The following is a 26,502-nucleotide window of genomic DNA, read 5'->3' as shown; positions in this document are numbered from 1 at the left end:
TTCGCATCCGCTCGACGGTCGTCACCGCCAGGTCTCGCCCGTGACCTCTCCGAACCACGCGACCACCCGCGCCAGGCCGTGAGCGAGGTCGACCTGGGGCCGGTATCCGAGCGATGACAGGCGCCGGATGTCCACCACGAGCTTCTCCGGATCACCGGGGCGATTCACCCCGCTGTACTCGAACGTCGGACTGAGCGCGGTGATCTCGCAGAGCAGCCGCGCCAATTCGTCAATGCTGCACTGGGTTCCCGCGCCGACGTTGTACGCCTCCCCGCGGAGCGCACCGCAGGCCGCGACCATCATTGCCGATCGGGCTGCATCGGTGACGTACAGGAAGTCACGTACCTGAGTCCCGTCGCCGTGTATGAACAGGCGCTCGCGATCTCGGCTCATCTTGCTCAACAAGTCGAAGACCACCTGCTTGCGCTGCCGCGGCCCGTACGCGGAGAAGAACCGAAGAGAAGCGAGGTTCAGCCCGTACAGCCGGCTGTACACCGCCAGATAGCGTTCCGCGGCCAGCTTCCCGACGCCATACGGCGAGATGGGCACCGTCGGGTCCTCTTCGGTGATCGGACTGCGCAGCGCGTTTCCGTATACGGCCGCCGAGGAGGCGAAGACCATGCGGCCGGGCCAGCCCGTCCCCCGCAGCGCGTCGAGCAGACGGAACGTCGTCGCGAAGTTCAACTCACAGTCGTACGAAGGTGATTCGACCGACGGTGGCACGTATGCGTTCGCGGCCAGATGGAACAGGACGTCGCAGGGATGCGCGGTGAGGTAGTCGGCCCAGTCGACGGTGCGGACGTCCCGTTCGTCCAGTGCGACACGGTCGGCGACGGCCGCGAGGTTCGCCGGCGAACCGGAGGCCAGGTTGTCGAGGACAGTAACCTGCGCGCCCGCCCCGGCGAGCAGTTCGACCAGATGTGACCCGATGAACCCGGCACCCCCCGTCACCAGGACGGGCCTGCCGCGCCAGTCGAACGGCCGCGCTGCGCCGGTCACCACGATTCCCCCTGCGTACTGCGGCTCCCAGCCAGGGCCTGCCGGTACGCTTCGACGGTCCGGTCGGCGACGGCACCCGGCTCGAACCGATCGAGCGCGGCCGCGTGACCGGACTCGCCCATCCTCGAGCAGAGGTCCTGATCGGTCAGCAGCACGATCATGCGCTGCGCCAGCGCCGCCACGTCCCCCGGCTCCACCACGAAACCGCTGTCACCGTCACGCACCATCTCCGCGACGCCTCCGACGCGGGACGCGACAACCGGTGTGCTCGCGGCCATCGCCTGAGCGATGATCGTCGGTGCTGTTTCCTCCCACGAGAACAACACGACGGCCCGTGCCCGCGCCAGCTCGTGGCGCATCCGCTCGTCGTCCACCAGACCGGTGACGTCGACGGAGCCGGACACCCCCAGCCGGCGGGCGAGCTCCAAGACCTCGCGCGCGTAGTCGCGGTCCGGATGCGGCCCCATCAGGGTCAGGCGCGCCGCGGGAACCGCCCGACGGGCGAGCGCGAACGCCCGCAACATGCCCTCCGGGTTCTTACGCGGCGACAGCACCCCGGCGAACAGCAGTCTCGGCTCGGTCGGCCCAGACGCAGCCAGGTCGAAGAACTCGCGCGCGATCGGGTTGGGGATCCCGACACAGACCCCGCGGATCAGTCCCGCGAGTTCCCGCCGGTCGTACCCCGAGATGGAGATGACCACCCGGGCCCGGCGCAGCACCCGCGTGACCATGCGAGTGACGGGCCGCGTGCGGAGCCGGTCTCGAAACCGATGTCGAGCAGCGAGGCGGATCTCCACATGGGGGAGCCCGTGCACGGTCACCACGCTGCACGGGCCGCACCTGACCGCGACGTCGCCGAACCAGCCGATCTCCTGACCGTGCACGACGTCCGGCGCCAGCCGCGCGGCCAGTCGACGCGCCCTCCGCACGTCGAGGAACGAACCGGTGACGGTCCGCAGTCGTTTCTGCCCACGCAAGTGGTAGATCTCGACGGAGTCACCGTCGCTGCGGTAGGCCGCCGGGCCGCCGTCGTTGCGGAAGCACAGGACGGTCACACGGTCGACGGCCGAGTGCGCGCCCAACGCCGGTACGAGCGTGCTCGTCACCGATTCGATGCCGCCGACGACGACACCGGCCTCGCGGGGGTACGCCCCGATCATCAGCACACGAATCCCCATGACGTCTCCTCACCGCCGCCTGGCGCCGCCCGCTGAGCCGCGTACGCCCCGAATCCGGACGAAACGTGTTCTCTTCCATCTCTTCTCGTAGCGACGCATGGTGCGACCCACCCATGCGGACACCCGGGCCTTGACGGGGTGCATCCGCCGCAGACCGGCCGGGCACAGCCACACCCCAACGAAGACCGCGATCGCCCGAACCGTCGGGTGGCACCGCACTGCCACCGATGCCTCCGCCCGCGCGGTCGTGACGTCGGCACCCAGCAAAGCGGACCGTGCCCGGCCGAGCGCCTGTGTGTAGCGCAGCCGACGCAGCATCCCCGCCCACACCTGCGCGAGATCGACGCGGCCCGCCTCCTCCGCCACCGCGACGAACGAATGCTGCAACCGTTGTTCGAACGCCGCGACGGTCGACGGATCGTGCGACAGCGAGTCACCACGCACCCGGCACCGCGCCAGCCGGTCCGGGAGGAGTCGCACGTTCCCTCCCCCGGCGACGAGACGTAACCACAACACCACGTCGGGTTCCACACCGATCATCCCCGGCCGGTACCCGCGGTGAGCGGCCCACGCCTCGCGACGGATTGCGCCGCAGTAGAAGGGCACTCCCTCACGGAACATCTCGTCGAGGGTCACTCGCCGCGCCGGGTCCGGCCGGCGCCTGCGTCCGATCGAGTCGAAATAGCCCAGTGCCCGCTGCCCGTCGTCCGGATCGGGGAACAACTCGGCGTCGCAGCCCACCGCGTCGACACCGGGATCACCGTCGACGATCGCACCGATCCGCGCGCAGAACTCCGGCGCCACGAGGTCGTCGCTGTCGAGCACGCAGAAGTAGCGGCCTCGGGCATGCAGCGCTGCGGTCGACACGCCACCGCCGTAGCCGGCATTGTCCTGGCGTACCAAGGTGATCCGCGGATCTCGCGCCGCGTCCTCCACGATTCGTGCGATCTCGTCCGAACGACCGTTGTCCACAACGATCAATTCCCAGTCCCCCCTGGTCTGGTCGAGGACCGACCCGATCGACTCGCCGACATACCGTTCGGTGCGCCAGGCGGTGGTGAGGAAGCTGATCAGCGGTCGAGCATCGCTACGGGACATGCCTCACCCACCGATCCGCTCGGCGACGACCGCCCCGCCGCGCACGCAGTCGACAGTGACGCGGTGGCCGAAACCCGACTCCGACCAGCTCGCGACGAGCGACCCCGAATCGGACCACTCGATCCGCGCGGCGGTGACCGGGCGCGCAGCCGTGTCCCCGAGCGGGCGCAACAGTGTGAGGACGGCGACGGGCAGGCGCGCGGCACACTCCACCCCGACGAGCCACGACGGCGTCCAGCTCTCGAGCCGGTCCGACCACCAGCCGAGCCGCGACCGGTCGTCGCCGCACAGCTGCTGTGTGGTGAACGGCGCCGTCGCCGCGTACTCGACCTGCAGGACGGGAACCGCGCCCCGCGCCGCGGTGTGACCGCACCCGGTGACCGTCGCCGCCAGCGACGGGTGCAGCGGCCAGCCGACCCGGACCCGGTGCCGGGCCCGGCCGCGGATCAGGTCGACCACCGCGATCGTGCCGCCGTCACCCGGGGCGACGAGCCATCTGCGGTGGCGGACCGAATCGTCGAGACGGCGGTACCCGTCGTGCTCGGCGTCGACGATCCCGCGACCGAGATCCACCGCATGCACGGTGACGCGGGCATGCCGCGTCCACAGGAACGCACCACCCATGACGGACTGGTCGGAGTCGTCGACACAGACCGTCGGATGCGCAGCGGTGCCGCGGTGCGCCGAACGCTGGGCCGGGTCGCCGTAGTAGCTGCCAGTCCCGGGGTCGCCGATCAGCTCACGCCCGCCCGAAGCGAGCGTCACCGCCAGCGCGTCGGCGTGGCCGTGCGCAGCGGTCGTGAGGTATCCCAGCGGCCCGACGTCCATCGTCACCCGGCGCGCACCGGCACGGAGCACCACGAGGCCTCCGTCGCGGGCGTAGAAACCCGGCGCCGAGTGGCCGGCCGGCGGTCGGCGACCGGCCACACGGGCCTGCGCATCGGAGTCCGCGAGCGCGGCACCCAGCCAGGCCGACGACAGCGTGGCGCGACCGGCCCATCGCGCCTCGGGGCTGCCAGTGACGGCCGCGACGATTCCGAGGTGGTCACGCACCGTGCGTTCTGATTCCGCACCGAGCCGCAGGACGAACGACCCGTCGTCGTCGCCGTAGCGTGGTTGTGGGTCTCCGGCACCGACGACTGCCGCGAGGAACTGGGCGCTGCGGTCGATCGCCGCCGTGATCGGCGCGGGCACCGGGCGACGCCGGAGCGCGGTGACGGCAGCGACCAGCGTGAGCGCCTCCGCGGTGAAGATGTGATAGCAGACCGACTGTTCGGCGCCCATGCCGTCCGGCAGGATCTGCAGGTCCGCCTCGACCGACAAGGTGTGGATGGCCCGCTCGCACAGCGTGTCCGCGGCCCGAAGTTCGGGAAGCAGCGCCGTGACACACACGACCCCGGTCAGCTCGCCGATCACGTGATTGTTGGCGGAGGTGAACCGCGAACGGCCCCGCCAGCAGTAGCGGGCACTGGTGTCGAGCATCTCGACCACCCGCCGAAATCGGGCCGGGGACAGCGCCTTGCAGTCCCGCAGCCCCTGCAGGGCGACCGCGACGGAGACCGCCCGGAGACCGGACTCGAAAGCGCCCCGCCAGGCGATGCCGACACCGACGGGGTTCTGCTCGATCCAGGAGTCCAGATGCGCGAAGGCCGCTTCGGCGTACCGCTCGTCACCGGTGAACAGCCATGCCTGAGCCAGCCACGGCACATGCTGCAGGCGGTTCAGTTCCCAGATCCACTTCGGGTCTGCGGAGGCGGTGCGGTGGTCTATCCGGGTGGCCGCGATCGCCGGCCAGCGGCGACCGGTCAGCGGGTCGAGACTCCAGTCGATCGGGCTACCCAGGTGGGCCACCGGGTATCCGAAGTAGCGGACCTCACCCGCCAGGATGCGATCGGCCCGGTCCACCACGGCAGCCACCCCGTCCGGACACTGCGCGCCGATTCTCTCGGCACGCACCCGATCCAGCAGCACCGGGCGGCCGTCCCCCGCTCTGAAGCGCTGCAGGACGCCATCCCAGTCCTGCACGCCGGCATCGGGCCCACGGTCGCGCGCCCACCCGGCCACCCGGTCCGCCCTGACGAGGTCCCGCCCGGCCCGGCCGACACGCCAGACGATCTCGCGCGGAGTCATCGCGAGGGCTCGCCTCAGATACCAGTCCGTCCGGGTCACCCGCGTCCAGCTCCCTCCATCTCGTCGAATACCTGTCGGTAGAACCCGAGCAGCGCCCGCCGGGACTCCGTCCAGGAGAGTCCCTGCTCCACCCGGGCGCGGCCCGCCTGTCCCATCCGGGACCGCCGCTCCGGATCGTCGAGCAGTTCGTCGACCGCTGCAGCGAAGGCCGCCTCGTCGTTGGGTGCGGCGTACAGGGCCGCGTCGCCGGCCGACACCCGTGCCTCGACGAGGTCGAACGACACCACGGGACGTGCCATCGCCATGTACTCGACGACCTTGTTCATGGTGGAGACGTCGTTGAGCGGGTTGAGCGGGTCCGGGGACAGACACACGTCGGCGGTCGACAGGCACCGGACGACGTACTCGTCGGGCACCCGGCCCGGGAACTCGACCATGTCGGCGAGCCCGAGCTGTTCGCTCAGTGCCACCAGATCGTCGAAGGCGTCACCGGCGCCCATGAAGATCGCGTGCACGTCCTCGCGTCCGAGATCCGCCCGCAGTCGCTGCAGCGCGCGCAGAGCATGGTCGACACCGTCCTGCGGGCCCATCACCCCGAGATAGGCCACCAGGTACGGCTTTCCGCGACGCAATCCGGGATCGGCCGGACTGCGCACGAACCGGTTCAGGTCTGGCGCGCTGCGCACCACCGTCACCCGGTCCGGGGGCACACGGCCCCGGCCGATCGCCACGCGCCGATAGCTCTCGTTCGTGGCGATGACTGCGTCGGCCGCCGCGAAGGTCAGCCGCTCCAGCAGCAGGCTGAGCCGGTACAGCAGCATCCCGCGGCCGGCGAACCTCGACAGGAACAGCTCGGGAACCAGGTCGTGGTGGTCGAACACGAAACGCGTACCCCACGGCCGCAGTGCGAGCGCGATCAGGAACAGCAGGTCGGGAGGGTTGCACGCCTGGACGACGTCGACCCTCCCCTGTCGACGCACGCGGACCGCCAGTCGCAGTGAATGCCACAGCGCCAGGCCGTATTCGCGCAGGTATCCGGCGGGACCCCCGGCCGCTGCGCGCAGCGGGTATCGCAGGATGTGGACACCGTCGATCCACTCCTCGAAGGAGCCGTCCTGCGCGGTTCCGACGGGACAGATGACGGTGACTCGATACCCGGCGTCGACGAGCGCGCAGCTCTCCTGCCACACCCGCCTGTCGAACGGCACCGACAGATTCTCGACGAGTATCACGATGTGCCGATTCATCCACCGCCCCTCCCTGACTCGGCGACCAGTTCCGCAATCGCCTGCTCCGTCTGCGCGACACTGCGGTCCAGACCGAACAGTGACTCCGCCCGCGCACGCGCGGCTCCCCCCATCCGCTTCGCGGTGAGCGGGTCGGTCAGCAACGACACGACCTGCCCGGCAAGAGCTTCTGGGTCTCTGGTGGGAACCAGGTGGCCGGTGCGGCCGTCCGCCACCAGTTCCGGTACCCCGCCGACAGAGGTGCACACGGCGGGCCGGCCCGCCGCCATGGCCTCGAGCAGCGCGATCGGCAGGCACTCGACCGTCGCCGAGCTGAGTACGAAGACGTCGATCGCGCGCAGTACCCGGGCCACGTCGTCGCGGCTGCCGGTGAAGCGCACGTTCGGCCCCAGCCCGAGATCGGTGGTCAGCTGTTCGAGTCGTGGCCGCATCGGACCGTCGCCGACGATCAGGAACACGGTCGCGGGGATGCGATCGACCACCAGCCGCGCGGCCCGCAGCAGTGTCACGTGGTCCTTCTCCGGCCGCAGAGCCGCGAGCGTCCCGACCACCGGCGCGCTCGCATCGACTCCGAGCTCCGTCGCAGCGGTGCGGTCCGACGTCGCCGCGAAGGACGGCACGTCGACGCCGTTGTGGATGATCCGGATTCGCTCCGGCGGATATCGAAGGTCCGCGACCAGATACGGAAGCTGCGCCGCTGCCACCCCGAAGTACCGGTCGGTCCAGCGGCCGAGTACGCGGTCCGTCCACGCGCGGACGCGACCGCGGGGCGGGATGTCACCGATGTTGTGTACCCACATCACCACGCACGGCACGCCGGTGAGTCGGGCAGCGACCCGGCCGAGCACCTCCGCGCTGTATCCGCGCACGATGACGACATCGGGCCGCCACCGATGCATTTGCCCGATCAACAGCCACAGCGCCCGGCCCGCCTGACGCTTGGTGCAGTGCAGGGCGATCGCCGGGACACCGGCAGCGACCAGCGTGCCGAACAGTTTCCCCTCCTGGCCGATACACACTATGGCGGGCTCGAATCGCCGCGAATCCATCCGGGGTGCCAGCGTCGTCACATGCCGCTCCGCACCCCCGATCCGCAGGTCGGGAACCACGAAGAGCACTCGCACCGGCCCGTTCACCGCTGCACCTCCCGGTAGAGAGAGTCGATGCTGCGCCACACCACGTCGACGTCGAATGTGCGGGCGAACCGTTCCCGCGCTGCGTCGCCCAATCCGGCACGGGTGCGCTCGTCCTCGACAACCTTGCGGAGGGCGGTACTGAGCGCGTCCACGTCGTCGGCTGGCACCAGCACACCGCAACCGTCGCCGATCATGTCGGGGATGCCACCGACCGGTGCGGCCACGACACACATGCCGCGGGCCATCGCCTCGAGAATCGCCATCGGCTGCCCTTCGGTGCGCGAGGGAAGCACCAGGACCTGCGCATCGTCGAGCAACGCCGCCACCTCGCGCGCCGACAGCCACGGCCGGACGTCGACGGATGCACCGAGCCCGTGGTCGTCCACCCACCGGCGGGCCCGGTCGACCTCCCCGTCCCCCGCGACGGTCAGCACCGCCGCGCGAGCCGGCGCGGCGTCCGCGCGCATGCGTTCCCACGCAGCAAGCAACCGGAAGGTGCCCTTGCGTTCTCCCATCCTGCCGAGAAACACCACCCGCACCGGCTCACCGGGGCCGGGTTGCCGGACCCGATCTGCGGATCGGAGAGCGTTGGGAACAACCACGATTCGTGCCCCCGGAGCGATGCGGCGCAGCTGGAGCGACCACCCGTCGCCGAGCGCGACCACCGCCCGTGCACGACGCAGCGTCCCCCGGATCACCCACCGGACCGGTCGCGGAGACCCGTCGTGGAAGGCCACGAAGTCGGAGCCGTGCATGTGCATGACGACCGGGACCCGGGCCAGCCAGGAGGTCCAGAGCAGAATCGCCTTCCTGACGAAGCTCGCTCCCGCACTCGAGTGCAGATGGACGACGTCCGGCCGGTGCCTGATCAGTTCGACGACGAACCGGATCGCCCCCACGGCGAAGGTCTCGACCTTCGCAACGGCCGAACCGTCCCGGTGCGTGGTGACATGGTGAATGTGCCAGGTGTGCCACAGCGGGGTGTCCTGCATCGTCCGCACGTACGTTGCCACCCCGCCGCGGGTGGCGGGACTGGTCGAAGCCCAGAGCGCACGGCGCACAGTCGTCACCCCGTCTGCTGCGGATCGGGGACGGGCACCGCGTCGTCCGCCTGCTCGAGGCAGGGTCGCCGAGACCGCTGAGCTCGGCCCACCACGACCCCGACGAACAGAAACACCACCGCGCCCGGGAAGTCGATGAACCGCATGTCCACGGTGAACCCGGTCACGATCAGAAGGGCGAAGGCAATGATCGCCACGACCGCCAACGGTTTGCCGCACAGGTCGTCGATCGGCAACGTGCGGTAGGCATCGACCAACCGGTAGAGCGTGGCGCCGAGTACCGCGATCCACAACACGAGGCCGGTCAACCCCAGCTCGCTCAGGATTCCGAGTTCGTTCTGGTGCGCGACGATTCCATAACCTCGCACCCACGGCACATCGGGCGCCCATTGCTGGTGGTGGTAGGTGTTGACCGCCTGGAACCGCGCTATTCCCCACCCCGTCAGGGGCTCGTGTCGAGCAGCCCACAGCGCGGTCTGCGCGGCATTGAGGCGGTCCTCGACTTCGCCCACCGACCCAACTCCACCAGCGGCACGGTCGTTACTCGAGAACACCGACCAATTGAGGAGCACCGTCCCGGCGACGAGACCGCTCGACACCACGAACCCTGTCCGGAATCCCTTGGCGAGAACGACACCGAGCACCAGCACCACCGCGCCCCCGAGCCAGGCCGCCCTCGTGTGCGTCAGGTAGATGCCTGCACCGCAGCCCACGGCGACCGCGAGGAGCACGATTCGCCGCCACGGAGGCTGACGACGTTCGGCGATCAACAGCATGGTCACGGCGAAGCCGAGCGTCAGCACGAACCCGTTGACCACCGGCTGATTGAAGACACCGACGGCCCGTGTGGGCCAGTTGGGAGACTCCACGATGTAACGCGGCCACACGAGTCCGCTCGGGCCCGTGAACTGCAGCACGCTCACGAGAGCGGAGTAGCCGGCGAGCGCCACGATCACCCAGAGCAGGAGACGCGCCGCCGATCTGGCCTCGAAGGTGAACCGGCCGACGACGTACATGGAGAACGGGATCAGCGTTCCCGACAGGATGAACCGCCACACCGAGTAGGACGATCCCGTCAGCGGTGCTACCGCGGGGTAGGCGTGCGGTGCGATCATCGAATACACGTTCCACAGCAGGTACAACCCCATCAACCACTCGAGCGCCCCGACGCCACGGAGACGGTCGTCACTGCGCCGCATCCACAGCGCGGTCGAGGCGACCATTGCGGCGAACGCGACCAGGAAGACGTCGACCGGGAGGATCGGGGGAAGCGCGACGCGGAGAAACGTGGCGACGAGCAGGACGACGGCAGCGAACACCGGACTGCGCAGTGCCAGCAGCCCGATCACCGCACACGCCGCACCCAGAACGACGAGATGTGCGAAGTTCCCGCCGACGACGCGGCGCACGACTGCCGACGCGACCACTGCAACGGGAACCGATGCCCCGATCACCAGAGCCGGCAGGACCCGGGACGGTCGGCCCGGGTCACGTTCGTCGGGCGGTCGGCGCACCTGCACGCGCTCTCGCGGCGTCGTCATGGCCGTCCTTCAGCCGTGATCGTCGCCGGAACCCGGGGCGGCCGCGTCCACCGCCGACGCGCCGGGTGACCGGCGCTCACCCTCGTTGTGGGACCCTGCCGGATGCGCCGGGGTCGACTTCCGGGTCCGGCGCGTCCCGCTCGTCGTCGATCGAGGGCGCCGGCTGCGCGATTCCTCCACCAGGACCGCGCCGAGAACGGTGGCACCGGAGTCGGTCAGTGACCGGGTCGCCTCCTTCGTTTCGTCGGCCCGTGCAACGTTCTTCCGCAGGACCAGAATCACGCGATCCGATGCCGCGCACAGCAGGTTCGCCTCCGCCGAGTCGGTGGCCCGGGGGCTCTCGACGATCACGAGGTCGGCCAGTGCACGCAACTCCCGAAGAACCCGCTCGATCTTCGCGTGGGTCAGAACGTCGGGAAGCGCCGTCCGCGGTGTCCCGTAGGGCAGCAGTGTCACATTCGGAAGGCCGTCCTCCAGCAGTGCGGTCGCGACCGCGAGGCGATCGTCGAGGATCAGGTCCGCGAATCCGATGCGGTGTGACTCACCGGCTTCCCCGGCGTCGGACGCCCGGGCCTGCACGACGATCACCCGCTCGCCCCGCAACGCCGCGGCCTCGGCCAGGTCCCGGACCAGGATGTCCGCTGCGCCACCGCTGGCGGGGGCGGTGACAGCGACCACCGCGGGCCGAGGGAGGTCCGCTCTGCTGATCGTGTTGACAATCTGTCGAACTCCGTTCTCGTGCAGCCGGGTTCGTGAGTCCGATCCGCCGTGGGGTATCTCTGCGAGCGGTTCGATCCCGGCCTTCTCCCGGACGTCGTCGGCTGTCGCGAGCCGGGTGGACAGGGCGGCGACTCCGAGAGCGGCGAGCACCCCGAGCACCAGACCACCCGCTGTCGCGGCGAGCAGGTCGAAGGCGGTCTTCGGCGAACTCGCCACCACCCCTGCCTCGGCCTGCAGGTCCTGGAGCATGTTGGTGGTGTCGTACTGCGTGGTGTTGATCCGGTCCTGGAGTGCGGTGACAGCCGGGTCCGGCACGTTCCCCGGTTCCCGGGACCGCATGGCGTCGAGTTGTTCTGTCAGTGCCTTGACCGCTTCCTGATTGCCGGAGCTGCGTACGGCGTTGACGTCCTCACGAAGCGCCGCCGCCATCAGCGCTGCCGCCGACTGTGCATCGCCCGAATCGGGCGCGGTTGCTTCGATGATCAAGATCGGACTGGCAGCCGCGGCCCGAGCCTGGAAGGTGGCGTCCGCCGGGATGTTCGGGTCGGTGGCGCGCAGCCGCTGTTGCGTGGCCGGGTCGTTGAAGTAGGCGACGTATCCGCCGACCAGCACCGCATCCTGCTCGGGGTAGCGACCCGGCGAGGACACGATCATCGCCGACTTCCCGACGTAGGTGTTGCCAGCCCCGAGAGTGGAGACCAGGGCGCCCAGTACGGCGACCAGAGTGACGGCGAGGACCAACCACCATCGCTGTCGCACCTGCTCGATCCGGCGCTTCAGGGGCATGCCCTCCTCCTTCCGCGATTCGCCTCTCGGCTGCTCCGTCATGCCTTGAAGGCACTCACCTCGGGTCGGTCCGCCTCGACGAGTCGAAAAACCCTCTCGTAGCCCGCTCGACTCGCGGCAACCTGATCGCGCGCGCTCGCCCGCAGACCGTCACGAAGTCGGGGGGCCGCGTTCCACAACTCGGTGATCGCTCCCGCGAGAGCCGATTCCAGATCAGTACTGTCGACCCTGACGACCCGCATTCCGCCCTCGAAGAGCTGCGCGAGCCCGTGAAGCTTGTCGTCGTACAACCGTGATCCGGATAAGCCGACCACCGGAATACCTTGCGACAGCGCGAAAACAGCGGCATGATAGGCGCCGGTCACCACCAGCCGGCAACGTGACACCTGTACCGCGACATCGTGCGCGGTACCGAATCGTGGGACCGGTTCACGAGAGCGCGCGAACCCGTGCACCATCGGAAGCGTGGATCGGCGATCCTCCGCATCCTCCTCGGAGATGATCAGCGGCACCAGGGCTGCGTTCACCGAACCGGCGAAGTCCCGCACCGCCCGACCGACCGTGTCCGGCACCCCTTCTGCGACACCGGTATACGAGGCGACCCGCAGACAGACACCGATATCCGATCCGATCTCCTTTCCTGACAGTCGATATCCGAACTCGACGGCATCGTCACCTGTCACCAGCACCTTGTCCGAACCGACACCGAGCCGCTCCAGCAGCCCGACGCTCCTGCGGCGTTCCCGCACGCCGATGAAGCCGATCCGGGGAAGCACCTCGCCTGCCCTCGCCAGCAACGCCGGATCGTCCAGCGGACCGATCCCCTGCCCCACCATGGCTGTCGGGATACCCAGGGAATCGGCATGTTCCAGAAGATTCAACGTCCGGTACGCCTGGTAGGGGTCACCGTCCGTCAGATAGCCCCCACCCAGCGCCAGGACCAACGACGCACTCTGCACCGCGATCGGCACCCGGGTCGTGGGAGGCGTCGCGTCGGCCGCTGCGGTCGCGCCGCGGGCCTCCCGACGGCCGCTGTGCACACGTGCCCGAACCGCAGCACGAACGTCGTGCACGTGCCGACGCGGTCGTACCGTCACCCCGTGCCATCCCGCAGCCACGGGCCCGACGAGGCGCGGGCCTGCGACTTCCGGCACACGCAGCCTGTGTTCACGCGCCCACGATCCCGCCCGACCGGAGATCGGCTCCGCGGTCGGGAGGAGCGCCCGCAGCAGGGCGGGCCGGTAGGTCGGGATGCCGACACGCGCATGCGGCCAGCGGGCCCGCAGGCGCTCGACGGTCACGTCCATCATCGCGAGGTCGCCGCGGTTGTTCAACCAGTACTCGGCGTTCTCGACCAGAACCCGTACATCGGCGTGCGAGGCAGTGCCGGAACCGTTGTTCGCCATTGTGAACCCATCACGAGAGCCCGCCGGACATCGGCGACTCGTCACGCACGATCTGGTGCGAGCCGAATCAGCCAGTCCCGCCACCGGTCGGCCGCGAGGCCCGACTCCACTTGGAAAGATACCGCATCGCCACCGGTCCCGATCGCGGTTTTCCGCCCTGTCGGCCGAGTTCGCACGGCGTCGCCACATCATTCGACCCCGACTCCGCTGTCCACGCACGCAGGTCGACGTATGCTGACGGCACCAGTGGCTGCCGACAAACTCCACGGAAGACTCCCATGCCATCACCACCTGGGGATCCGATCTTTGCCCGCTCCAACGAGATTCAAGCACGGCTACACGAGTTGATTCCCGGAGGAGCGCATACCTACGCGCGCGGATCCGACCAGTACCCGGAACAGATGGCTCCGGTGCTCGAGCACGGTCACGGCTGCCACGTCTGGGACGTCGACGGTAACGAATACGTCGAGTACGGCATGGGGCTCCGGTCCGTCACCCTGGGCCACGGGTACCGACCCGTCGTCGACGCAGTGTCGCAAACCATCCGAGACGGAGTGAACTTCAGCCGCCCGACGATCATGGAGTTGCGAGCCGCCGAGGAGTTCCTTCGACTGGTCCCCGGCGCCGACATGGTGAAGTTCGCCAAGAACGGCTCCGACACCACCACCGCCGCGGTCCGACTGGCCCGCGCCGCTACGGGCCGTAGACGTGTCGCGGTATGCGACCAGCCGTTCTTCTCCGTCGACGATTGGTTCATCGGCGCAACACCGATGCGCAGCGGAATTCCGCTCCAGAGCTCGACTCTCACCGTGCGGTTCAGGTTCAACGACATCGGATCACTGGCCACCGTTCTGGGCGAGGGTGATGTCGCGTGCGTGATCCTGGAGGCCGCGACCACCACCGCGGAGCCCGAACCCGGCTTTCTCGAGGCGGTCCGGGACCTCTGCGACCAGCACGGAACGGTCCTGATCTTCGACGAGACGATCACCGGTTTCCGGTGGTCGGAGCATGGCGCGCAATTTCTTTACGGCGTACGGCCCGATCTGTCCTGCTGGGGCAAGGCCATGGGTAACGGCTTCCCGATCGCGGCACTCGCCGGCCGTCGAGAGCTGATGGAACTGGGAGGACTACGCACCGACCGGGAACGAGTGTTCCTGCTGTCCACCACCTTCGGTCCCGAATCCGGCTCGCTGGCAGCCTTTCTCGCGGTCGTGCGGGCCTACGAGACCGAAGACCCGATCGGGCGGATGGAGCGCGCCGGCCAACTGCTGGCCGCCGGTGTCACGGCCGCAGCCGTGGACGCGGATGTCGGCGAGTACCTGCGAGTCGTCGGGCGGCCCTCGTGCGCGGTGTTCGTCACCTGCGGCCCCGACGGACAGCCGTCGCAGGCGTACCGCACCCTGTTCCTCCAAGAACTGCTCAGACGCGGCATCCTCGGCCAGTCGTTCGTGATCTCGGCCGCCCACGCAGACTCCGACATCGCACGGACGATCGACGCCGTCCGCGATGCGCTCACGGTGTACCGCCGCGCCATCGACAGGGGTTCGGTCGAGGGCCTGCTGTCCGGACGCCCGGTTGCCCCCACGATCCGGCGGTTCACCGAACCGCGCCGAATCCTCGATCGATCGTGACCCCCCACGCGCATACCCGCGCGCCACAGCACCGGTGTGCCCTTCAGATGCGGTGGCCGATCGACCGACTGACCAGTTCGCGGTGCCACACCTCCAGGGACAGCAGGGTCCAGATGCGTACTTGCTCATTGCGCGCGCCCGACGCGTGGTCCGTCAGCAACCGGCGTATCCCGGTCCGGTCGAAGTGTGTGCCGACGAACGACGACGAGTCCGTGAGCAGATCGAACGCCATGTCGGCGAGCCCGCCGCGAAACCACACGTCCATCGGCACGGTGAAGCCCACTTTCCGACGGTCGACCACCTCCGGATCGACGTAGCGCCGGGCCACCTCCTTGACGACCCACTTCATGGTCGTCCCGCGAACCTTGACGTCGCTGGGCAGACCGAACGCCAGCTCGACCACCCGATGATCGAGGAACGGCGGGCGCAGTTCCAGCGACGCCGCCATCGACATCCGGTCACCCCGCTCCAGCAGGTTGTCCGCGAGATAGGTGTGGATGTCGGCGTAGAGCATTCGGCGCAGCGGGTCGCCCCGACCGTCTCGGTAGGGCGCCGGAGCCGACCGCGCGGCCGGACGACCGAGCAGTCGCTCGCGCTCGCTGGAGGTGAAGGGCGCGAACCAGCCCCGCATCCGTTCCGCGTACGTCGGTTCCGACAGCGCACGCACCGCGACGCCCAAGCGTGCGCCTCCCGGGGGCAGTGACCGTTCGATTCGCCGCAGCAGCGCGCCCGGCAGGACACCTGCCCACTTCGTTGCCCTGGCGTGACGGTATTTTGGGTAGCCGCCGAACAATTCGTCGCTCCCCTCGCCGGACAGGACAACCTTCACCTCCCGCCGCGCGAGAGCTGCCAGCCGGAACACCGCGACGTCGGCGGGCTCCGACAGGGGCCCGTCCCGGTGCCAACTCAGTCTCGACCAGGTGTCCAGAAAATCGTCGGGCGTCACCATCACCTCGTGGTGCTCGCTTCCGATTGCCCGCGCAACCCTGCGAGACCAGGGGGTCTCGTCTCTCGGATTGTCGGCGAACCCGGCCGCGAACGTGTGCATCCTGCCGCCGGAGTGCTCGCGTGCGGCCATCGCGGCGATCAGGCTGCTGTCGACACCACCCGAGAGGTAGCAGCCCACCGGCACATGTGCGACCAGCGCATCGTGCACCGCGTCCGTGAGTGTGTTGTCGAGAAGTCGTACGGCCTCGTCCGGTGCCACGATGCGCCGCGGTGCGTGGTTCTCCACATCCCAGTATCGACTCACCCGGACGGTGCCGTCGGCGCGCACGACCAGTCGGTGCCCCGCCGGCACCTTGCGCACTCGCTCGATGAACGTGTGCGGCGACGGCACGGTCCGGTGCGCGAGGTAGTCGTGCATGCTCGCCTCGTCGACCCTGGGCACACCCGTCACCGGGAACAACGCCTTGATCTCGGACGCAAACGCGAACACACGGTCATCGAGGTAGTAGTACAAAGGCAGGATGCCGAGGCGGTCCCGCACCACGTGTGTCTCGTCTGTCCGCGAATCGTGGAGGGCGTAGGCGAACTGTCCGCGAAGTTGTGTCACCCCACCCGCCCCGTACCGATCGTGAAGCGCGAGGAGAACCTCGGTGTCGCCGCGAGTGCGGAACGGATAGCGCAGACTCGCCCTCAGTTGCCTGTAGTTCAGGATCTCGCCGTTGAACACGAGGTGAGTACGTCCGTCGGAGCCTGCCATCGGCTGCGCAGACCCCGCGAGATCGATGATGGACAACCTCGTGTGGGCGAGCCCGACCGACCCCACCGACCAGGTTCCGCAAGCATCAGGGCCCCGGTGGTGCAGGCAACGTGACATCTCGGCGAGCAGTCGAGGTTCGATCGGTACACCGTCGAACCGTCGCACGCCCGCTATCCCGCACATCGGGTTCCCTCTGCCGTCCCCGGGTTCCACGTCCGAGCCGAGCCGAGCCGAACCCGGTTCCGATCGAAGCACAACCAGCGTAGCGTGAAACCACGGATGCGGCCGCACGTCCATGGAGGCCGAACTTGAACCGGAAGGGAATCGAGCCGGAGAAGCGCGTCGCGACGCGGTGCGCCAAATACCTGCGCCCGCTTGCAATGTCGTCTGCCGTTGCGGTGGCCATCCTGGTGTCTCTCGCCCCGTCGACCGCCGAGCCGAGCGCACTTTTCACCGGCGACTACGAGACGGGGAACCTCGATCAGTGGGAGATCTGCCAGTCGGTGGCGGTCAACGAGTCGTGTCGCGACTACGGCGGCTCGCACTACAGCCTTCAAGTCCAGAGCGAGGTCCGACGCCAAGGCATGTTCGCCGCACGCTTCGAGGTCCGCGACGGCGATGTGCCCACCACCGTCCCCGGTGGTGAGCGGGCCGAGGTGCAGGGCCCACCGGAGACCGGAGGCAACGAGGGCGACGACCGGTGGTACCAGTGGAGCACCGAGTTCAGCACGACTTTCCCCACCGATCACGCCAGCCAGGGTTGGGGACTGGTGGCGCAGTGGCACAGCGACGTCGACGGTTCGCCGCCGATCGGGATGTACGTCGACGTGGGCGACGGACAGTGGGGACTCCGGATCAACGCCCAGACGGCTCCGGGCCAGTTCATCGAGGACTATGCTCCGTGGACGACCGGGCTCGCGCAGGGCACCTGGCAGGACATCAAGGTCCACATCAAGTGGTCGACCGATGACCGGATCGGGTTCGTCGAACTGTGGCACGACGGAGTCCAGCAGACATTCACCGGGTCACCATGCCCCGGGCAAACCCGATGCTATGCGCGCACTTTGGTGCCGGGCGCCGGCCCCACCTATTTCAAGCAAGGCTACTACCGAGACCGCAACGTCACTGGAGCGGGAGTCGTGTACCACGACGGATTCACCGTCGCACGAACGGAATCGACTCTCGGAGGACTGTAGGCACCGCCGGTCGCCGTCAGCCCTCGCGCCAGACCCGATGCCAGTCACCGGACCCCATGTTCGCAACATCGGAACCTGCTGCCCGGCTGCGTGTTTCCGCCCTCCTGATCCGGGCGGCGAACGCCATCACGGCCTTGCGAAGGGAGTCCTCCGGGTTGTCACCCACGACGATCCGGACGACGCGAAGCTCGTCGGGAATCAACTCCACGGGAAAACCGGCCTTCGTCGCCCTCTCGATCACCTTCTCCGCCAACGCAAGCGCAGGCTGCGCCATGGCAATACCGTCCAGACAGGAGGCGCGCGCCTTCTCGGCCGCCTTCGCGACCTCCCAGGCCCGTTCCTGCTCGGCGACGTCGATCGGTCCGGTGTGGCCGTTGGTGAGGTGCGGGCTTCGCAGGGCGAGCTTGTCGACCAGGCCGCGCGCCACGTCGTCGACGGTGAACGGGTCGGTGGCCGACTCCTGCGCGATCCGGGAATGGAAGAGCACCTGCAGCAGCAGATCGCCGAGCTCCTCGCGCAGGCCGACCGGGTCGCCCTCCTCGATCGCGTCGAGCAGCTCGTACGTCTCCTCGAGGAGATACCGGCGCAGCGAGTCGTGCGTCTGGGTGACCTCCCAGCCTCCGTACGACCACAGTCGGTCCATCACCTCGGCGGCCTCGACGAGCCCGTCGCCGAGGCGACCCTCCTCTGTGTTCACGCGGGCGCCCCGACCGCCACCGACACGTCCACGGCCCCTGCGGCCTTGCCGTCCATTGCCAGCAGGAAGTCGGCGATGTACTGCAGCAACTGGACGTCACGCACCCGGTCGGAGCCGACACCGCCGGTGCGCGGCAGGGGCATCTGGATCATCCCGGTGGTCGCCCGGTACTGCGCGGCCGAGTACATCCGCTTGAGCCGCAGCTGTTTCGAGTCGGGCAGTTGCATCGGGGAGATCTTCAGTTGGGTGCCGGTGACGGCGACTTCCTCGATCCCGTAGGCACGGCACAGGAGCCGGAGCTTGGCGACCGACACCAGCCGGCCGACCTCCTCGGGCAGCGGACCGTAACGGTCGACGAGTTCCTCTACGACGGCGGTGATCTCGTCGTCGCCTCCGGCGGCGGCGAGCTTGCGGTACGCCTCGAGCCGGAGTCGATCGCTGGTGACGTAGTCGGGCGGGATGTGAGCGTCGACGGGCAGGTCGATCCGCACCTCCTTCGGCGCCTCGTCGGTGGTGATCGGCCTGCCGTCCGCCACGGCGCGGTACGCCTCGACGGCCTCACCGACGAGCCGCACGTACAGGTCGAAGCCGACGCCTGCGACGTGCCCGGACTGCTCCGCGCCCAACACGTTTCCGGCACCGCGGATCTCGAGGTCCTTCATCGCGACGGCCATGCCCGCGCCGAGGTCGGAGTTCTGCGAGATGGTCGCGAGCCGGTCGTACGCGGTTTCGGTGAGCGGCTTCTCCGGCGGGTACAGGAAGTAGGCGTAGCCGCGTTCGCGGCTGCGTCCGACACGACCGCGGAGCTGGTGCAGCTGGGACAGCCCGAGCGAGTCGGCGCGTTCCACGAGGAGTGTGTTCGCGTTGGAGATGTCGAGTCCGGTCTCGATGATGGTGGTACAGACGAGGACGTCGAACTCTCGTTCCCAGAAGCCCTGGACGGTCTTCTCCAGGGTCTCCTCGTTCATCTGACCGTGCGCGACCACGACGCGCGCCTCGGGCACCAGTTCACGAATTCGTTTGGCGGCCTTGTCGATCGAGCTCACCCGGTTGTGCACGTAGAACACCTGGCCGTCGCGCAGCAGTTCGCGACGAATGGCGGCGGCGACCTGCTTGTCGGCGTACGCGCCGACGTAGGTGAGGATCGGGTGCCGCTCCTCGGGCGGGGTCAGGATCGTCGACATCTCCCGGATGCCTGCCATGCTCATCTCCAGGGTGCGGGGAATCGGCGTGGCGGACATCGTGAGCACGTCGACGTGGGTGCGCAGAGCCTTGATGTGTTCCTTGTGTTCGACGCCGAAACGCTGCTCCTCGTCGACGATCACCAGGCCGAGGTCCTTCCAGCGCACACCGGTCTGCAGCAGCCGGTGGGTGCCGACGACGACGTCGATCTCACCGTCGGCGAGCTGCGCGATGATCTCCTTCGACTCGGCCGGATCGGTGAAGCGGGACAACCCCCGCACCTTCACCGGGAAGGACGCCATTCGTTCGGAGAAGGTCTGCAGATGCTGCTGCGCCAGCAGCGTGGTCGGGACGAGGACCGCGACCTGCTTACCGTCCTGGACTGCCTTGAACGCGGCGCGCACCGCGACCTCGGTCTTGCCGTAACCGACGTCGCCGATGACGACGCGGTCCATCGGGACCGGCTTCTCCATGTCGGCCTTGACCTCGTCGATCACGGTCAACTGGTCCTGCGTCTCGGTGAACGCGAACGCGTCCTCCATCTCCTTCTGCCACGGGGTGTCGGGGCCAAAGGCATGCCCCGGTGCGGCCTGCCGCGCCGCGTACAGCTGGACGAGCTCACCCGCGATCTCGCGAACCGCCTTGCGCGCCTTGCGTTTCGTGTTCTGCCAGTCCGATCCGCCGAGCTTGCTCAGTGCGGGCAGCTCACCGCCGACGTAGCGGGACAACTGGTCGAGGGACTCCATCGGCACGAACAGTCGATCACCCGGGTGGCCACGCTTGCTCGCCGCGTACTCGATGACGAGGTATTCGCGCCGGGCGCCGCCGACGGTCCGCTCGACCATCTCGACGAACCGGCCGATGCCGTGCTGATCGTGGACGACCATGTCGCCCGCGGTCAGCGCCAGCGGGTCGACCTGGTTGCGCCGCTTGGCGGGCAGGCGTTTCCCGTCCCCCGCCGCGGCGACGCGGTTGCCGGTCAGATCCGATTCGGACACCACGACGAGCCCGGCTTCCGGGCGGTGGGCGGGGAGGACGAGTCCGTTCTGCAGGCTGCCGCACAGCACCGAGACCTGACCGCGCGCCGGTTCGGCACCGGATGCCAGCATCACGGCGGGAACCTCGGCCTCCCACAAGCGTTCGATGACGCGCTGCGCGGTGCCCGCGCCTGCCACCACGACCGCAGCCCGTCCACCGGTGGTCACGTGAGCTCGCAGCATCACGAACAGTTCGGCGAGCAGCTCGTCGGACCCGCGGACCTCGGGCGCGGGCGTCACGTCGAGCACGAGCTCGTCGGCGCTCCCCGAGGCGAGGGGGCTGACCGTCCACCACGGCCGGTCCTGCGCGACCGCGGTCTCGTGCACCTGCCGCAGGGTCCGGTACGCCGACGCGGCGAGGTCGACCCCCGACACACCGACGCCGGAAGTGTCCAGGGTGGAGGTGTCGAGCGGGGCGGCGGCACCGATGGACGCCGCCGTCCACGACGCCTCGAGGAACTCCTGCCCGGTGCGGACCAGGTCGGTGGCGCGCGTCCGGATCTTCTCGGGGTCGCAGAGCAGCACATGGGCGCCCTCGGGCAGCACCTCGGTGAGGAGCACCAGCTCACCGCTCTGCAACACCGGGAGCAGTGCCTCCATGCCGTCGACGGGGATACCGGCGGACAACTTGTCGAGCATCTCGACGAGAGCCGCGTCGGCCTGGTTGTCGCGGGCGAGGGCGGCGGCGCGGTCGCGGACCCGTTCGGTCAGCATCAGCTCACGACACGGCGGAGCGATCAGGGTGGTGGCCGTCAGCTCCGGAATCGAGCGCTGGTCGGCGACCGAGAACGGCCGCAGTTCGGTGACCTCGTCCCCCCAGAACTCGACGCGCACCGGGTGATCTGCGGTCGGCGAGAAGACGTCGAGGATGCCGCCGCGGACCGCGAACTCGCCACGCTTGCCGACCATGTCGACGCGGGTGTACGCCATCTCGACGAGCCGCGTGATCAGCTCGTCGAACGGGACCTCGGTGCCGACCCGCAGCGTCACCGGCTCGATGTCGCCGAGGCCGGGCGCCATCGGCTGCACCAGCGACCGGACCGTCGTGACAACGACCCGCAGCGGCGGGCCGTAGTCGGCGTTGTCCGGGTGAGCGAGGCGACGGAGCACCTCGAGCCGCCGGCCGACGGTGTCGGCGCCGGGCGAGAGCCGCTCGTGCGGCAACGTCTCCCACGACGGGAACTGGGCGACGGCGTCCCCGAGCATCTCCCGCAGTTCCGTCGTCAGGTCGTCGGCCTCGCGTCCGGTCGCGGTGACCAGGAGCAGCTGACTGTGTTCGGAAATCGCCGTCGCGAGGAACGGCCGGACCGGATTGGGCGCGACGATCGCGAGCTCGCTGCGACCCAGCGCATCGCGGACACCGTCGAACGCCGGGTTCGCGAGCGCGATGCGGGCGATGCCTGAGAGCGGGAGATGCGCCTGCCCGGAACCCGGGTTGGCTGTGGACAGCGTCGATGGCATGTGGATGTGACCGCCCCTGAATCGCCGAACGAGGAGTGGCCGCCGTCCAGGACGGCCACGTCGATTCTAGGCCGGGTGTCCGACAGCCCCGATCCCGGCCGCTGCCGGTGGCGGCCTCGTGTCACCGCCGCGAGCGGCGTCGTGTCACCGCCGCGAGCGGCGCACGGCGAACTGCCGGAAGTAGTCGACCTTCGACGGGTCGACCAGGGCCGGAAGCATGAAGTGCCAGGCTCGCTCCAGCCGGGCGGGAAGTTCGTCGAGTGTTCCGGTGGCGTGCGCGACGACGCGGACCCCGAACAATGTCTCGAACACGAAGGTGCCGATGTCGACGGGATCGGCGTCAGCACCCAGGTCGCCTTCGGCCTGGCCCCGCTGGGTCAGGGCTATCTGGCGTTCCCGCCACGTGTCGACGACGTTCTTCCCGGTGCCTCGGTGGTCGCCGATCTCGTGGTGGAGCCGGAACATCGCTCCGACGATCGGATCCTCGGAGGCGATGTCGGTCACCAGGTAGGACAGCCCGATCATGACCTCGAGTGCCGGGTCACGCAGGTCGGTCAGCGGGGCGCACGCGACCTCCATGCGCCGGACTCCCTCGTCGATGACGCCGCGAGCGAGGTCTTCCTTCGATGCGAAGTGGAAGTACAGCGACCCTTTGGTGACACCGGACTTGTCGATGATGACGCCGAGGTTCGCGGCGGCATAGCCGTCCCGCGCGAAGATTTCCGCCGCCGCCGACAGCACCGCGTTCCGGGTCGCCTCGGCACGTTCCTGCCTGACCATGACCGCCTCTGGTGACCACGCCGCAGAGCATCCTGCTCCACGTCAGATGTGGACGAAACCTAACACGTGTCCGGAATTCCCGCCGTATTCGAACCTGGGACCTGGATCGGCATCGGTCCGGGACCGAAGAATGCAGCCGAGTCAGTAGTGGCGCACCTGAAGGGTCCGCGCCATCGAGGTCAGCAACTGCGGCAGTCGAACCAACGCCCGCTGTTCGAGGATCTGCTGGTCCATCGGCTTCGCGAGGGTGTCGCGCCACAGCTGCGGCCGGGTCTCCTTCAGGTTCCGGTACTTCGGCAGCATCTGCTCGGTGATGTACGCCCAGCGGGCGCCGCGATCCGACCAGTTGAAGGCGGGCAGCGGCGTCTGGAGGCGCCAGCGGGGTCCCGATTCCACGACCCCGGTGACGTCGCCCGCGGTCAGGGTCAGCGGACTCGCCTCCCGAGGGGGAACCACGCCCGGGATCGCGGGATCGGCGGCGAGGGTGCTCAGATACGTGAGTGCACGCCCGACCGCGCCGCGGTTCTCCCTGGCCAGGTCCCACTGGTCGCCGATCGACTGGTACTGCTCGCGGTGGAGCAGACGCGTGTTGCCCTCGACCACCCTGTCGGGATCACCGGTTGCGAGGTCCTGCCACGCCCGGTAGGCGTCGTCGTCGATCAGACCGGCCGCCCGGTACTCGTCGATCGCGCCCATCCCGCCGGCGAGGAACGCCTCGTGCTGCGGGATCAGGTCCATGAAGATGTGCTTGCTCATCGCGATCACCCGCACCTGGAAGTCCGCGATGTCGGCGGCGGTGATCGTCCGGCCCACCTCGAGGAGGGCCTGCAGGTCGTCGGGCAGGTGCGTGGTGGCCGGTGCCGCGGCGTCGTCGAGGGTGCCGACGATCCCCGCGACGACATCGGTGACGCCCCGCACCCCGAGCACGACGCGCCCGAGGTCGACGTCCATGATCCCGGCCGCGAAGGACGGTCCGGCCATGCCGCCCTGCCCGGTCCAGAGGAAGTTCGGGTTCTCGACCTGCAGCCGGTCGTAGTACCGGAACGTGTTCGCCAGGTTGTGCTCGTTCGCCGCCAGTCCGCGATTCGGGTCCCAGTCGGTCAGGTCGAGGCCTGCCTTGGTGGTGGCGGTCGTCAACCAGAACTGCTGCAGCAGTGCGGCGTAGCGAACCGGGGCGACGCCGGCCGCCCGTGCGCGGTCGAGTTCCACGCGTAGGACGTTCGGATCGGTGGGCAGGTCAGGGTTCACCCCGCCGCCCCGCTCGGCGTTCTCGTTGGTCCGCGGCAGGTCCAGCACGTCCGGATGTGCCGCCGTCGCAGTCCCGCCGAACCCGAGGACCATCGTCGTGACGACGGCAACGGCCGCCAGCATCCGTCTCACCGTCTCACCGGCCTGCCTCCTCGAATCGACCGACGAACCAGTCGACGTTCTGCATGCCGAGCAGTTCGGTGCCGACGCGGTACGGGTTCGTCAGGACGTCGGAGACGCCGCAGACACTGGGGGCGACGGTGACCTCGGTCCCACCGGCGCGATAGGCCGCGACGAGGCCCTCGACGTCGGAGTACGGCACGAGGAAGTCGTCGCGGCACGACGTCATCAGGACCGGCGCCTTCGGTGCCTTTTGCCCCATCCGATTCTCCGCGTATGCCCGGGCGAAGGCCGGGTTGTCGGCGGGTCGGCCATGCACGTACAGGGCGTTCAACGGAACGAAGGGCATATAGAGGTAGTTCTGCTGGCAGGTGCTGTTGAAGGCGTCCGCAACGAGTTTGCCGAGCGGCGTCAGTTCCCGGTCGAGGTCGATCTCCGGGTATTTCACCGCATAGCCGAGAGAGTTCGCGAACACGAAACCGGCACCGATGCCGCCGTCCGCCCTCCGTTCGAAGGTGGCGCTGTCGATGACCATCGCCTGCAGAACCGTTCCGACGACATTCAGTTCCGGTGCATACGCGTCCTGCTTCTCGGCCGCGAATCCGGCTGCAACGCCGCCACCCGCGATGCCGTACAACCCGATCGGGGTGTCGGCAGCGAATCCACCCTCGGGGAGGGCGAGGGCCGCGCGCAGTCCGTCGAGGGTCGCGGCACCGGAGAAGTTGCCGATCGAGAAGCCGTTGGGTGCGGTGTCGCCGTCGTTGGCGGTGTCGCTCATCATCACCGCCCAGCCGTGGCCGAACATCTGCGCGACCGGTCCGAGAGCGGAGAACAGGGACGGGTCGGCCTGGTTGCCTCCGGTCCACTGCGTGCTCGGCATGCAGTTCGGTCCGAGGCTGTCGTTGGCTTCCGCGTAGCCGATCAACTTGCGCTCGCCGGGCGGCGTGCCGTCCTCCGGGATGAGGAGGATGCCGGTGCTCACGGTCGCGGACCCGTCGAAGTCCGAGGTCACGTACATCAGTTGCCAAGCGGACACATGCCCTGGTTGCACGCCGTACACCTGCACCGTCGCAGGCCGGGCGCGAAGCAAGGTTCCGGGTGCGGCGTTGCCGATCGGTGGGGCGTCGTACCAGGGATCGTCGCTCGCGAGCCGCGGATACCACTGAGACGGTGGAGAGATGGAGGCGTCGGCGAACGTGCTCAGCACGAACGACCCGAAGACCTTGTCGAGTGGGACCGGGTCGGCGGCGGAGGCCGTGCCTGCCGGAAGTACGAGCACCATCGCGGCCAAGGCCGCGCCGAGGATCGATACCGCGCCGGTCCTACGTGTCGTGGTCACGATGCATGTGTCGACAGAGCACAGCTAACCGTTACGGGTGTGACACCTGGTGTTCACTCGCCCAGCTGCGGGTCGGCCTCGAGGTTCGTCAGTCCGTTCCAGCACAGGTTCACCAGGTGAGCGGCCACGACCTCCTTGGACGGGGTGCGCTCGTCCAGCCACCAGGTGGCCGTGGTGGCGACCATGCCGACGAGGGCCTGCGCGTAGAGCGTCGCGAGGCCGGCGTCGAACCCGCGCCGGGAGAAGTCGCCCGCGAGGATGTGTCCGACCTGGGAGACCGCCTCGTTGAGCAGACTCGAGTAGGTCCCCTCCTCGGCAGTCACCGGCGAGTCACGGACCAGGATGCGGAAACCCTCGGTGCGTTCCTCGACATAGGTGAGCAGTGCCAATGCGGCGCGCTCGACCCGCACCCGCGACCGGTTCTGCCGGAGGGAGTTGGTCACCATCTCGAGAAGTACCGACATCTCACGGTCCACGACGACCGCGTACAGGCCTTCCTTGCCGCCGAAGTGCTCGTAGACGACCGGCTTGGAGACGTTCGCCCGCGCCGAGATCTCCTCGACGGACGCCGCGTCGTAGCCGCGCTCGGCGAACACGCTGCGACCGATCTCGATGAGCTGCTCGCGGCGCTGCGTTCCGGTCATCCGGGTCCGGACCGGTTTGTCGGGCGAAGCCTGCGGAGGGCGGGACATGCCGACCAGCGTATCGGCCCACCTCGCCGGCAGGCGCGAGGCGTCGACCCCGTTTCGGGCGAGGCGGTTGGCACCCGAGCGGGTACTCGTGAGAGGATCGCGGGCGCACAGC

General features: G+C 68.9%; 19 protein-coding genes. 2 read left to right on the top strand and 17 right to left on the bottom strand.

Annotated features, from left to right (window positions below):
* Positions 1–21: 21 nt before the first annotated feature.
* Genes RHCRD62_RS01725 through RHCRD62_RS01680 form a run of 10 tightly spaced genes read right to left on the bottom strand, consistent with a single transcriptional unit; the run spans position 22 to position 13,302 of the window.
* Positions 22–999 (bottom strand): NAD-dependent epimerase/dehydratase family protein, encoded by a 978-nt coding sequence (locus RHCRD62_RS01725; RefSeq protein WP_050062923.1) that lies wholly within the window; start codon positions 997–999, stop codon positions 22–24.
* The gene (locus tag RHCRD62_RS01720) at positions 996–2,177 is read right to left on the bottom strand and encodes a glycosyltransferase family 4 protein (RefSeq protein ID WP_050062922.1); all 1,182 of its coding nucleotides are present in this window, start codon (positions 2,175–2,177) and stop codon (positions 996–998) included. The genes RHCRD62_RS01725 and RHCRD62_RS01720 overlap by 4 nt, the downstream gene beginning before the upstream one ends.
* Before the next feature lie 9 nt (positions 2,178–2,186).
* Positions 2,187–3,275: a glycosyltransferase family 2 protein gene (locus RHCRD62_RS01715; protein WP_084734012.1), complete on the bottom strand. Its 1,089-nt coding sequence runs from the start codon at positions 3,273–3,275 to the stop codon at positions 2,187–2,189.
* A gap of 3 nt (positions 3,276–3,278) precedes the next feature.
* Positions 3,279–5,444 (bottom strand): alginate lyase family protein, encoded by a 2,166-nt coding sequence (locus RHCRD62_RS01710; RefSeq protein WP_157050768.1) that lies wholly within the window; start codon positions 5,442–5,444, stop codon positions 3,279–3,281.
* Positions 5,441–6,652 carry a glycosyltransferase family 4 protein gene (locus RHCRD62_RS01705; RefSeq protein WP_050062921.1) on the bottom strand — a complete coding sequence of 404 codons (1,212 nt, stop codon included), beginning with the start codon at positions 6,650–6,652 and terminating at the stop codon, positions 5,441–5,443. Before RHCRD62_RS01705 ends, RHCRD62_RS01710 begins: the two co-directional genes overlap by 4 nt.
* Positions 6,649–7,788 carry a glycosyltransferase gene (locus RHCRD62_RS01700; protein ID WP_084734011.1) on the bottom strand — a complete coding sequence of 380 codons (1,140 nt, stop codon included), beginning with the start codon at positions 7,786–7,788 and terminating at the stop codon, positions 6,649–6,651. The genes RHCRD62_RS01705 and RHCRD62_RS01700 overlap by 4 nt, the downstream gene beginning before the upstream one ends.
* Positions 7,785–8,858, bottom strand: a complete 1,074-nt coding sequence (locus RHCRD62_RS01695; RefSeq protein WP_050062920.1) for a glycosyltransferase family 4 protein — start codon at positions 8,856–8,858, stop codon at positions 7,785–7,787. The genes RHCRD62_RS01700 and RHCRD62_RS01695 overlap by 4 nt, the downstream gene beginning before the upstream one ends.
* Entirely contained in the window at positions 8,855–10,390 is a 1,536-nt protein-coding gene (locus RHCRD62_RS26015; protein ID WP_050062919.1) for an O-antigen ligase family protein, read from the bottom strand. Before RHCRD62_RS26015 ends, RHCRD62_RS01695 begins: the two co-directional genes overlap by 4 nt.
* A 9-nt stretch (positions 10,391–10,399) precedes the next feature.
* Positions 10,400–11,896, bottom strand: coding sequence for a P-loop NTPase family protein (locus tag RHCRD62_RS01685; protein WP_157050766.1), 1,497 nt, complete (start codon positions 11,894–11,896; stop codon positions 10,400–10,402).
* A 38-nt stretch (positions 11,897–11,934) separates the two neighbouring features.
* On the bottom strand, positions 11,935–13,302 hold the full coding sequence (locus RHCRD62_RS01680; RefSeq protein ID WP_050062917.1) for a polysaccharide pyruvyl transferase family protein: 1,368 nt from the start codon (positions 13,300–13,302) through the stop codon (positions 11,935–11,937).
* Positions 13,303–13,580: 278 nt separating this feature from the next.
* On the opposite strand from RHCRD62_RS01680, the gene RHCRD62_RS01675 reads away from it, so the two are divergent.
* The gene (locus RHCRD62_RS01675; RefSeq protein WP_050062916.1) at positions 13,581–14,933 is read left to right on the top strand and encodes a glutamate-1-semialdehyde 2,1-aminomutase; all 1,353 of its coding nucleotides are present in this window, start codon (positions 13,581–13,583) and stop codon (positions 14,931–14,933) included.
* A 43-nt stretch (positions 14,934–14,976) separates the two neighbouring features.
* On the opposite strand, the gene asnB is transcribed toward RHCRD62_RS01675, so the two are convergent.
* The gene (gene asnB / locus RHCRD62_RS01670; RefSeq protein WP_050062915.1) at positions 14,977–16,821 is read right to left on the bottom strand and encodes an asparagine synthase (glutamine-hydrolyzing); all 1,845 of its coding nucleotides are present in this window, start codon (positions 16,819–16,821) and stop codon (positions 14,977–14,979) included.
* A gap of 125 nt (positions 16,822–16,946) precedes the next feature.
* Here asnB and RHCRD62_RS01665 point away from each other — a divergent pair, with 125 nt between their 5' ends.
* Positions 16,947–17,834 carry a polysaccharide lyase family 20 protein gene (locus tag RHCRD62_RS01665; protein WP_050062914.1) on the top strand — a complete coding sequence of 296 codons (888 nt, stop codon included), beginning with the start codon at positions 16,947–16,949 and terminating at the stop codon, positions 17,832–17,834.
* A 16-nt stretch (positions 17,835–17,850) separates the two neighbouring features.
* On the opposite strand, the gene RHCRD62_RS01660 is transcribed toward RHCRD62_RS01665, so the two are convergent.
* The 6 genes from RHCRD62_RS01660 to RHCRD62_RS01635 all read right to left on the bottom strand — a co-directional run bounded on the left by RHCRD62_RS01660 (position 17,851) and on the right by RHCRD62_RS01635 (position 26,342).
* The gene (locus RHCRD62_RS01660; RefSeq protein ID WP_084734068.1) at positions 17,851–18,477 is read right to left on the bottom strand and encodes a nucleoside triphosphate pyrophosphohydrolase; all 627 of its coding nucleotides are present in this window, start codon (positions 18,475–18,477) and stop codon (positions 17,851–17,853) included.
* A gap of 50 nt (positions 18,478–18,527) precedes the next feature.
* A complete protein-coding gene (mfd, locus tag RHCRD62_RS01655; RefSeq protein ID WP_050062912.1) occupies positions 18,528–22,211 on the bottom strand; it encodes a transcription-repair coupling factor in 3,684 nt (1,227 codons plus the stop codon).
* A 144-nt stretch (positions 22,212–22,355) separates the two neighbouring features.
* Positions 22,356–22,991 (bottom strand): ScbR family autoregulator-binding transcription factor, encoded by a 636-nt coding sequence (locus RHCRD62_RS01650; RefSeq protein WP_050062911.1) that lies wholly within the window; start codon positions 22,989–22,991, stop codon positions 22,356–22,358.
* Between the two features lie 141 nt (positions 22,992–23,132).
* Positions 23,133–24,362 (bottom strand): Tat pathway signal protein, encoded by a 1,230-nt coding sequence (locus RHCRD62_RS01645; protein WP_253277146.1) that lies wholly within the window; start codon positions 24,360–24,362, stop codon positions 23,133–23,135.
* Positions 24,363–24,375: 13 nt separating this feature from the next.
* Positions 24,376–25,698 carry a lipase family protein gene (locus RHCRD62_RS01640; RefSeq protein WP_253277145.1) on the bottom strand — a complete coding sequence of 441 codons (1,323 nt, stop codon included), beginning with the start codon at positions 25,696–25,698 and terminating at the stop codon, positions 24,376–24,378.
* A 53-nt stretch (positions 25,699–25,751) separates the two neighbouring features.
* Positions 25,752–26,342, bottom strand: coding sequence for a TetR/AcrR family transcriptional regulator (locus RHCRD62_RS01635; RefSeq protein ID WP_050063413.1), 591 nt, complete (start codon positions 26,340–26,342; stop codon positions 25,752–25,754).
* Between the last annotated feature and the right edge of the window lie 160 nt (positions 26,343–26,502).

This window comes from Rhodococcus sp. RD6.2 (genome assembly GCF_001040705.1).
Taxonomy (GTDB): domain Bacteria; phylum Actinomycetota; class Actinomycetes; order Mycobacteriales; family Mycobacteriaceae; genus Rhodococcus_G.
The sequence above is the reverse complement of the archived record's forward strand: the minus strand, read 5'-3'. Positions and strand labels throughout refer to the sequence as shown.

What these genes read in the sequence shown, in the direction of transcription:
- RHCRD62_RS01720 (WP_050062922.1), bottom strand. Translation starts at nt 2,177, where the DNA reads ATGGGGATTCGTGTGCTGATGATCGGGGCGTACCCCCGCGAGGCCGGT.
- RHCRD62_RS01715 (WP_084734012.1), bottom strand. Translation starts at nt 3,275, where the DNA reads ATGTCCCGTAGCGATGCTCGACCGCTGATCAGCTTCCTCACCACCGCC.
- RHCRD62_RS01705 (WP_050062921.1), bottom strand. Translation starts at nt 6,652, where the DNA reads ATGAATCGGCACATCGTGATACTCGTCGAGAATCTGTCGGTGCCGTTC.
- RHCRD62_RS26015 (WP_050062919.1), bottom strand. Translation starts at nt 10,390, where the DNA reads ATGACGACGCCGCGAGAGCGCGTGCAGGTGCGCCGACCGCCCGACGAA.
- RHCRD62_RS01685 (WP_157050766.1), bottom strand. Translation starts at nt 11,896, where the DNA reads ATGCCCCTGAAGCGCCGGATCGAGCAGGTGCGACAGCGATGGTGGTTG.
- RHCRD62_RS01680 (WP_050062917.1), bottom strand. Translation starts at nt 13,302, where the DNA reads ATGGCGAACAACGGTTCCGGCACTGCCTCGCACGCCGATGTACGGGTT.
- RHCRD62_RS01675 (WP_050062916.1), top strand. Translation starts at nt 13,581, where the DNA reads ATGCCATCACCACCTGGGGATCCGATCTTTGCCCGCTCCAACGAGATT.
- asnB (WP_050062915.1), bottom strand. Translation starts at nt 16,821, where the DNA reads ATGTGCGGGATAGCGGGCGTGCGACGGTTCGACGGTGTACCGATCGAA.
- RHCRD62_RS01660 (WP_084734068.1), bottom strand. Translation starts at nt 18,477, where the DNA reads ATGGACCGACTGTGGTCGTACGGAGGCTGGGAGGTCACCCAGACGCAC.
- mfd (WP_050062912.1), bottom strand. Translation starts at nt 22,211, where the DNA reads ATGCCATCGACGCTGTCCACAGCCAACCCGGGTTCCGGGCAGGCGCAT.
- RHCRD62_RS01650 (WP_050062911.1), bottom strand. Translation starts at nt 22,991, where the DNA reads ATGGTCAGGCAGGAACGTGCCGAGGCGACCCGGAACGCGGTGCTGTCG.
- RHCRD62_RS01645 (WP_253277146.1), bottom strand. Translation starts at nt 24,362, where the DNA reads ATGCTGGCGGCCGTTGCCGTCGTCACGACGATGGTCCTCGGGTTCGGC.
- RHCRD62_RS01635 (WP_050063413.1), bottom strand. Translation starts at nt 26,342, where the DNA reads ATGACCGGAACGCAGCGCCGCGAGCAGCTCATCGAGATCGGTCGCAGC.